Genomic DNA, 8,272 nt, shown 5'->3' on the forward strand with positions numbered 1-8,272 from the left:
CTATTCATGTGTTGCTATATAAGCGGCAGGGGGAAGAAATAATATGTTGCATAAAGCGTGGTTAGTTCGGGGGGTTCAAGCAGTTGGCTTGTTGACGCCATTGTTGGCACAGGCAGATGTAGTCAGTGACAGCAAGCTGACGTTGGGTACCCGCAACTTTTACCTTGATCGGGATTACAAGGAGAACAACCCGCCCCATTCGCAAGTGGGCAGTTGGACCCAGGGTTTCGACCTGCGTTTTGCCTCCGGCTATACCGATGGCCCGCTGCAGTTCGGCCTCGATGCAGAGGCGCAGTATGCCTTTCGACTGGACGGCGGTGGCGGGCGTGGCGATGACACCATCATCCCGTACAGCCAGAGTCGTCAGGAGCAGGCCGATGAATATGGCCGTGGCGGTGTGACGCTGAAAATGCGCTATTCAAAAACCGAACTGAAAGTCGGTGAGTTGCGGCCGTTTCTGCCAGTGGTGATCATTGACGACTCGCGCCAGTTGGTCACGACCTATCGCGGCGCCTTGCTCGAGTCCAAGGAAGTCGATCGTCTGACATTGACCGCCGGACGCCTGACGGAAATCGGCGCGCGTAACTCCTCCAATTACGAAAAACTGTACCTGCAGACCGGCTCCGGCGTGCGCCACGGCAGCGACGGTCTGAACCTCGCCGGCGCCAGTTATGCCTTGACGCCCTCAGTGACCGGCACCTACTTCTACGCGCAACTGGAAGACATCTATCAACAGCACTATCTGGGTATCACTCACCTGGCGGATCTGGGTGACGGTTATGGGCTGAAGACCGACCTGCGTTACTTCAATAACAACGAAGATGGCGAGGCCCTGTACGGAAACATTGATAACAGCTCCTACGGTGCCATGACCTCGCTCAAAAAGGGCGGCCATCGATTCGGCGTGGGCTACCAGCGGATGCTCGGCGACAGCAACTTTCCGACTTTGGGTGGTTATGTACCCCAGCCGTTTCTGGTGAACTGGTCGCGGGTAGGGTTCATCAAGCCCAACGAAAAATCCTGGCAGCTGCGTTATGACTTCGATTTCGCCGCCCTCGGCGTACCGGGCCTGAACTTCATGACCCGTTACTTCAAGGGTACTTCGGTGGACCGTGGCGACAACCTCAGCCAGGCAGCGGAGCAGGAGCGTAACCTGGTGCTGTCTTATGTGGTGCAAAGCGGTCCGCTCAAGGGCGTGGGTGTGGAAGCCGGCAATGTTGTCGCCAAATTCAGCCACGGCAATGACTGGGTGGAGAACCGTCTGATCACTACTTACACCTGGAAATTTTGGTAACGTCCTGCCCTCAAATCGAACGCGGTTGTGCGCTGAAGTGACGCCTTGGGTAGCGCATTACCCTTGGCGTCGACCTTTATCGGCACTGTTGCCGTGTGCATCAACGACGCGCAACGCGTTCAATATCCAGATTGTTTCCGATTACTAGCCAAAAAATGCGGATATCGCTTGTTCGCGCCGGCTGGGCACAGCCCTTGCAAATCCAATGAGAATACGCGCCGAAGAGCGTGTCGATGTCCATTGCCGTGGGTGTACTGAAATGACTGAACCAAATGTTGCCCAGTTTCGAGATATCCGCATAGATCGCTACGACCTGGCCGGTGCCCGCGCATGGATGGCCGGCATTTGCGGGCCACATGAGTTGCAGACCAGCCAGCCGAACCGGATTCAATTTCACCACAAGGCCAATGTGTTCAAATCCATGTCCACGACCTTGGGCCGGATGGAATACGGCACCGACGTGACCATCGGCGTCGAAGATGCCGAACACCTCAATTGCTACAGCCTCAGCCTGCCGATTCGTGGCGAGCAAGAGTTGCTCAAGGACGGTCGCCGGTTGTACTCCAATCAGGACCAGGGCCTGATCGTCACCCCCCACGAAACCCAGTCACTGACCATGGCCGGTGACTGCCACAAGATCTCCGTGGTGATTACCCGCATGGCCATGCGACAGACCCTGGAAGGCATGCTGCAGCGCCCGTTGGAAATGCCGCTGAAGTTCGAGCCGGTGATGGACGCGGTCAACGGCGCCTCTGCCTCCTGGTGGCGGCTGGCCCGTTATTACATCGATGAACTTGAGCGCGGCCAGGATCTGTTCAATCAGGTGTTCTTCACCCGCGATATCGAAAGCGCGCTGATCAAGGGCCTGATCCTTTCGCAGCCCAACAACTACAGTGCTGAACTGCGTGACCAATTGGGCGCCAAGTTGCCGTACTACTTGATACGCGCCAAGGATTTCATCGAAAGCAACGCCCGCGAAGACATGCACCTGGAGGACATCGAGGCGGCAGCAGGCGTGTCCCGCTTCAAACTGTTCGAAGGCTTTCGCAAACACTTCGGCGTCTCGCCCATGGCTTACCTGAAAAAGTATCGCCTCGGCGCGGTGCGCCAGGAAATCCTCGAAGACGCCTCGGTGCGCAACATTTCGGTGATCGCAATGTGTTGGGGGTTCTCGCATCTGGGTCGGTTCGCCAGCGAATACCGCAAGCTGTTCAACGAAACGCCGAGCGCCACCTTGCAACGCAGCGAAGCCCGTCGCAACCGGTCGCTTTGAAATGACGACTTTACACGCCGCCACCGCCAACAGCGTGGGCCTGAACTTGTCGCTGATGTGCCGCGAGCCGGTTTTCACCAGCCGTTCGGCGCAGGAAACCCAGCGTTTGATGGGGCAAGCGCTGGTGGAGCATGAGCTGGATTGGCCACGGGGCGGTGTCGACACGGCATTCTATCGCGGCCAGGTCGCCAGCTGCGAACTGTATGCGTTGCGCTACGGTGGCCAGGTGGAGATCCGCCCGCGGCCTTTCGAAGATTTCGTACTGGTACAGATGCCACTGCGCGGCAGTGCCACCCTTGAGTCCGACGGCATGGGCTATGGCGTCAGCCCCGGAGAAGTGGCGATTCTGTCCCCGCGTGAACACGCGCGTGTGGTGTGGGAGGAGGGCTGTGAGCAACTGATCCTCAAATTGCCACGGGCATTGCTCGACGCCAGCCAGAACGCGCTGGCCGACGATTTGCCATCGGACTTCACGCTGGCGCCGGTCAGCCGCCTGCAACGGCCCTTGGCGATGCGCTGGTTTCGACTGGTCAGCGAATTGCTGGAGCATCTACCCGATGGCGAAGCGAGCGCTACGCCTTCGCGCTGGTTGCAGCATCTGGAGCAGAGCCTGCCGCTGTTTCTGCTCAGCCATTGTGGCATTACACAACAAGAATCCTCGTTGCCGCGCCAGCCCACACGCCAACTGCAGAAAATCGAAGCGTGTATGCGCGAGCACCTTGCCCAGGGCATTACGCTGGCAGAATTGGCGGTTGCCGTCGGGGTAAGCATTCGCAGCTTAAATACCTTGTGCCAGCGCGAATACGGTCAAAGCCCTATGGACCGCTTGCGCGGATTACGCCTGGAAGCCGCCCGGGAGTACTTGCTGGCGAGGCCCTATTCCAGCGTGACTGAGGTGGCGCTGGAATTCGGCTTTGGCCATGTGGGGCGGTTTGCCAATTACTATCGGCAGCGGTTTGGAGAGCTGCCAAAGCAGACGATGAAGTCTCAGGCATAGCAGGAAACGCGAGCACAAAAAAACCCGCCATAAGGCGGGTTTTTTGATGGCTGGAGATTTTGATCTCCGAACCTTGTCTGGCTCCACGACCTGGACTCGAACCAGGGACCCAGTGATTAACAGTCACTTGCTCTACCAACTGAGCTATCGCGGAATGGCGCCTATGTTACTGATTCAAAAAGAGAAGTCAAGCGCCCGATATTAACTTCCGCGATTCATGGGGACGGACGGTGGTTTATCGGTGATTGGCGGTTACCAGAATCACTGGCGGGGTCTACCATGGCTGCCCGGAAGTGGTTACACGCGCTGCCGGCCATTCGCCGAAAAGGTACGCGCCATGTCTCGTTTGACCTCCACAACGCCTCGAAACCACGAGGTGCCTGCATGAGCATCACCCAGATCAGTCTGCCCAAAGGGGTTGGTCCGCACGCTGAAAAACTCTTCGACGCAATTACCCAGGCCAGCACCTCTGATGAGTTGAACCGCGCCGGTGGCAAGGCTGAAGGGTTCGTCCTGGGCCTGGAAAGCACCAAGGCGATCAAGAGCCAGGTTGCCGAAGCGCTTTACGTCGCCTATGACGACGCCGCCAGCCAGCGCGCGACCGAGTTGGCCTAGCCGCCGAAAGTGATCGTGCCAAGCATCAGTTTGGCATACAGCGCCGTGGCGCCCAGTTGCACCAGCCACAAGGCCAGACCGCCGAGAAATACGCCGGCAGCGACTTGCATCACCAGGTTGTTGCCGCGTTGTTTGGCCGGGGCGCGAGGGATGAAGCGATCCAGGTCATCCAGGTCATCGCGGTCAGCACGCAGGTTGTCGTTTTTCATATCGGCTCTCATAAGACATCTCAGGTACAAACACAAAAAAAACCTGTAGGAGCGAGCCTGCTCGCGATGAACCTGCGGACATCGCTGGGTGTCAGGTTGCCAGCGTTATCGTTGATACCCATCGCGAGCAGGCTCGCTCCTACAATTTACTTGGGTGGAGTTTAGAGGTCGCAGCCACCGCATTGAGATTTATCTGCCACAAACAAAAAAAACGGGAAGCCCAAAGGCTTCCCGTTTTCGTGTCACGGCGCGATTCAGATCACCTGAACAATCGCATCCGTTACAGCCTTGATGTTGCTTTGGTTCAACGCAGCTACGCAGATACGACCGGTGTCCAGGGCGTAGATGCCGAACTCGTTGCGCAGACGGTGAACCTGCTCAACGCTCAGGCCGGAGTAGGAAAACATGCCGCGCTGACGACCGACGAAGCTGAAATCACGCTGTGGTGCGTTTTTCGCCAGGGTCTCGACCATCTGGGTGCGCATGCCGCGAATGCGCAGGCGCATTTCGGCCAGTTCGGCTTCCCACTGGGCGCGCAGTTCCGGGCTGTTCAACACGGCTGCAACGATGCTCGCACCATGGGTCGGCGGGTTGGAGTAGTTGGTACGGATCACGCGCTTGACTTGCGACAGCACGCGCGCGCTTTCTTCTTTCGATTCGCTGACGATCGACAGGGCACCCACGCGCTCGCCGTACAGCGAGAACGATTTGGAGAACGAGCTGGAGACGAAGAAGGTCAGGCCCGATTCGGCAAACAGGCGCACGGCTGCTGCGTCTTCGTCGATGCCATCGCCAAAACCTTGGTAGGCCATATCGAGGAAAGGCACGTGGCCTTTGGCCTTGACCACTTCCAGGACGTTTTTCCAGTCCGCCGGGCTCAGGTCCACACCGGTCGGGTTGTGGCAGCAGGCGTGCAGCACAACGATCGAGCCGTTTGGCAGGGCGTTCAGGTCTTCCAGCAGGCCCACACGGTTCACGTCGTGGGTCGCGGCGTCGTAGTAACGGTAATTCTGCACCGGGAAACCGGCGGTTTCGAACAGCGCGCGGTGGTTTTCCCAGCTCGGGTCGCTGATTGCCACGACGGCGTTCGGCAGCAGTTGCTTGAGGAAGTCGGCACCGATTTTCAGTGCACCGGTACCACCCACAGCCTGAGTGGTGATGACGCGACCGGCAGCGATCAGCGGCGAATCATTGCCGAACAGCAGTTTTTGCACAGCCTGGTCGTAGGCCGCGATGCCGTCGATGGGCAAGTAGCCCCGGGAAGCGTGTTGAGCGACGCGAATGGTTTCGGCTTCGACAACGGCGCGCAGGAGTGGAATTTTCCCCTCCTCGTTGCAATAAACACCGACTCCCAGGTTGACCTTGTTGGTACGGGTATCGGCGTTGAATGCTTCGTTGAGGCCCAGGATTGGATCGCGTGGTGCCATTTCGACAGCGGAGAACAGGCTCATTTTTGCGGCGGCTCTGAATGGAGAATGGAGGGACGTGTCGCGCTCCAGCCGAATGCACTAGAGCGGTGCACAAACGGGGAGCTAGTATAGAGGCCATCTGCGATCGATGGCGACAGACGAAACGGCTTTTACGTTAAGTTTTTCCGATTATTTTTCGACCGTTAGTCGATTGGTGTCGTCCAAAGCATTACGCGATGTAGGACGTTTGCCTTGAAAGCGACGGCAATCGGCTCCACATTGAGCGCAATCCAGTTTTTTCCTCGGGCGACATCGGTCGTTTGCGGTCTTTCTCGTTCGTGCCGGTTTTGCCGGCAAGCGTGATCCCAGAGGTTTTACATGTCTGAATTCCAGCTAGTCACCCGTTTCGAACCTGCCGGCGATCAGCCTGAAGCCATTCGCCTGATGGTCGAGGGCATCGAAGCCGGGTTGGCGCACCAGACATTGCTCGGTGTGACTGGTTCGGGCAAGACCTTCAGTATCGCCAACGTAATCGCGCAGGTGCAGCGTCCGACGCTGGTGCTGGCGCCGAACAAGACCCTGGCGGCGCAGTTGTACGGCGAGTTCAAGGCGTTCTTCCCGAACAATGCCGTGGAGTACTTCGTTTCCTATTACGACTACTACCAGCCCGAGGCTTACGTACCATCGTCGGACACCTTCATCGAGAAAGACGCCTCGATCAACGACCACATCGAACAGATGCGTCTGTCCGCGACCAAGGCGTTGCTGGAGCGCAAGGACGCGATCATCGTCACCACGGTGTCGTGCATCTACGGTCTGGGCAGCCCGGAAACCTATCTGAAAATGGTGCTGCACGTGGATCGCGGCGATCGGCTAGACCAGCGCGAATTGCTGCGACGCCTCGCTGACTTGCAATACACCCGCAATGACATGGATTTCGCCCGTGCGACCTTCCGCGTGCGTGGCGACGTGATCGATATCCACCCGGCGGAATCGGATTTCGAAGCGATCCGCATCGAGCTGTTCGACGACGAGGTCGAAAGCCTGTCGGCGTTCGATCCGCTGACCGGCGAAGTGATCCGCAAACTGCCGCGCTTCACCTTCTATCCGAAAAGCCACTACGTGACGCCAAGGGAAACCCTGATGGGCGCGGTCGAAGGCATCAAGGTCGAGTTGAAGGAGCGCCTGGAATACCTGCGTTCCAACAACAAACTGGTGGAAGCCCAGCGCCTGGAGCAACGCACCCGATTCGACCTGGAGATGATCCTCGAATTGGGTTACTGCAATGGCATCGAAAACTACTCGCGCTATCTGTCCGGCCGTGAAGCCGGCGCGCCACCACCGACCCTCTACGATTACCTGCCGGCCGATGCCTTGCTGGTGATCGACGAATCCCACGTCAGCGTGCCGCAGGTTGGCGCAATGTATAAAGGTGACCGCTCGCGTAAAGAAACACTGGTGGAATACGGTTTTCGCCTGCCATCGGCGCTGGATAACCGGCCGATGCGTTTCGATGAATGGGAGGCCATCAGCCCGCAAACGATCTTCGTCTCGGCGACCCCGGGCAATTATGAAGCCGAGCACGCCGGGCGCGTCATCGACATGGTGGTGCGGCCGACCGGGCTGGTGGACCCGCAAATCGAAATCCGCCCGGCCCTGACTCAGGTCGATGACCTGCTCTCGGAAATCACCAAGCGCGTTGCCCTGGAAGAGCGCGTGCTGGTCACCACGCTGACCAAGCGCATGGCCGAAGACTTGACCGACTACCTGGCCGATCACGGCGTGCGCGTGCGCTACCTGCACTCGGACATCGACACCGTAGAGCGGGTCGAAATCATCCGTGATCTGCGCCTGGGCACTTTTGACGTGCTGGTGGGGATCAACCTGCTGCGCGAAGGTCTGGACATGCCTGAGGTGTCGCTGGTGGCGATTCTCGACGCCGACAAGGAAGGATTCCTGCGTTCCGAGCGCTCGCTGATCCAGACCATCGGTCGGGCAGCGCGTAACCTCAACGGTCGGGCGATTTTGTATGCCGACCGGATTACCGGGTCCATGGAGCGGGCGATCGGGGAAACCGAACGTCGTCGCGACAAGCAGATCGCCTTCAACCTGGCGCATGGCATCACGCCCAAAGGCGTGTTCAAGGATGTCGCCGACATCATGGAAGGCGCCACCGTGCCAGGTTCGCGCAGCAAAAAGCGCAAGGGCATGGCCAAGGCGGCCGAAGAAAACGCCAGATACGAGGCGGAATTGCGTACACCAGGGGAGATCGCCAAGCGCATCAAGGCCCTGGAAGAGAAGATGTATGCATTGGCGCGTGATCTGGAATTCGAAGCCGCGGCGCAGATGCGCGATGAAATTGGCAAGTTGCGGGAGCGCTTGATTACCGTTTGAGTTTCTTTGTGGTGTCTGTACTGGCCCCTTCGCGGGCAAGCCTCGCTCCTTGTATGTTGACCCTGAGTCCAAAGAGAGAGG

At 58.5% G+C, this 8,272-nt stretch carries 7 protein-coding genes and 1 tRNA gene; 5 read left to right on the plus strand and 3 right to left on the minus strand.

Features of this window, described 5'->3' with window-relative positions:
* Nucleotides 1-43: 43 nt before the first annotated feature.
* The 3 genes from D8U73_RS03610 to D8U73_RS03620 all read left to right on the plus strand — a co-directional run bounded on the left by D8U73_RS03610 (nt 44) and on the right by D8U73_RS03620 (nt 3,564).
* Nucleotides 44-1,294 carry an OprD family porin gene (locus D8U73_RS03610; protein ID WP_130903755.1) on the plus strand — a complete coding sequence of 417 codons (1,251 nt, stop codon included), beginning with the start codon at nt 44-46 and terminating at the stop codon, nt 1,292-1,294.
* Nucleotides 1,295-1,553: 259 nt separating this feature from the next.
* On the plus strand, nt 1,554-2,567 hold the full coding sequence (locus D8U73_RS03615) for an AraC family transcriptional regulator (RefSeq protein WP_177336616.1): 1,014 nt from the start codon (nt 1,554-1,556) through the stop codon (nt 2,565-2,567).
* 1 nt (nt 2,568) lies between these two features.
* Nucleotides 2,569-3,564: an AraC family transcriptional regulator gene (locus tag D8U73_RS03620; RefSeq protein ID WP_130903756.1), complete on the plus strand. Its 996-nt coding sequence runs from the start codon at nt 2,569-2,571 to the stop codon at nt 3,562-3,564.
* 78 nt (nt 3,565-3,642) lie between these two features.
* Here the strand turns inward: D8U73_RS03620 and D8U73_RS03625 are convergent.
* Nucleotides 3,643-3,718 (minus strand) — tRNA-Asn (locus D8U73_RS03625).
* A gap of 230 nt (nt 3,719-3,948) precedes the next feature.
* On the opposite strand from D8U73_RS03625, the gene D8U73_RS03630 reads away from it, so the two are divergent.
* Nucleotides 3,949-4,179, plus strand: coding sequence for a hypothetical protein (locus D8U73_RS03630; RefSeq protein ID WP_056857094.1), 231 nt, complete (start codon nt 3,949-3,951; stop codon nt 4,177-4,179).
* Here the strand turns inward: D8U73_RS03630 and D8U73_RS03635 are convergent.
* Nucleotides 4,176-4,388, minus strand: coding sequence for a hypothetical protein (locus D8U73_RS03635; protein WP_056857095.1), 213 nt, complete (start codon nt 4,386-4,388; stop codon nt 4,176-4,178). The genes D8U73_RS03630 and D8U73_RS03635 overlap by 4 nt on opposite strands.
* 254 nt (nt 4,389-4,642) lie before the next feature.
* Nucleotides 4,643-5,839: an amino acid aminotransferase gene (locus D8U73_RS03640; RefSeq protein WP_056853725.1), complete on the minus strand. Its 1,197-nt coding sequence runs from the start codon at nt 5,837-5,839 to the stop codon at nt 4,643-4,645.
* A 336-nt stretch (nt 5,840-6,175) separates the two neighbouring features.
* Here D8U73_RS03640 and uvrB point away from each other — a divergent pair, with 336 nt between their 5' ends.
* The gene (gene uvrB, locus D8U73_RS03645; RefSeq protein WP_056853724.1) at nt 6,176-8,191 is read left to right on the plus strand and encodes an excinuclease ABC subunit UvrB; all 2,016 of its coding nucleotides are present in this window, start codon (nt 6,176-6,178) and stop codon (nt 8,189-8,191) included.
* The last annotated feature ends 81 nt before the right edge of the window (nt 8,192-8,272 follow it).

The sequence above is a fragment of the Pseudomonas sp. Sample_22 genome (assembly GCF_004307635.1).
GTDB lineage: Bacteria > Pseudomonadota > Gammaproteobacteria > Pseudomonadales > Pseudomonadaceae > Aquipseudomonas.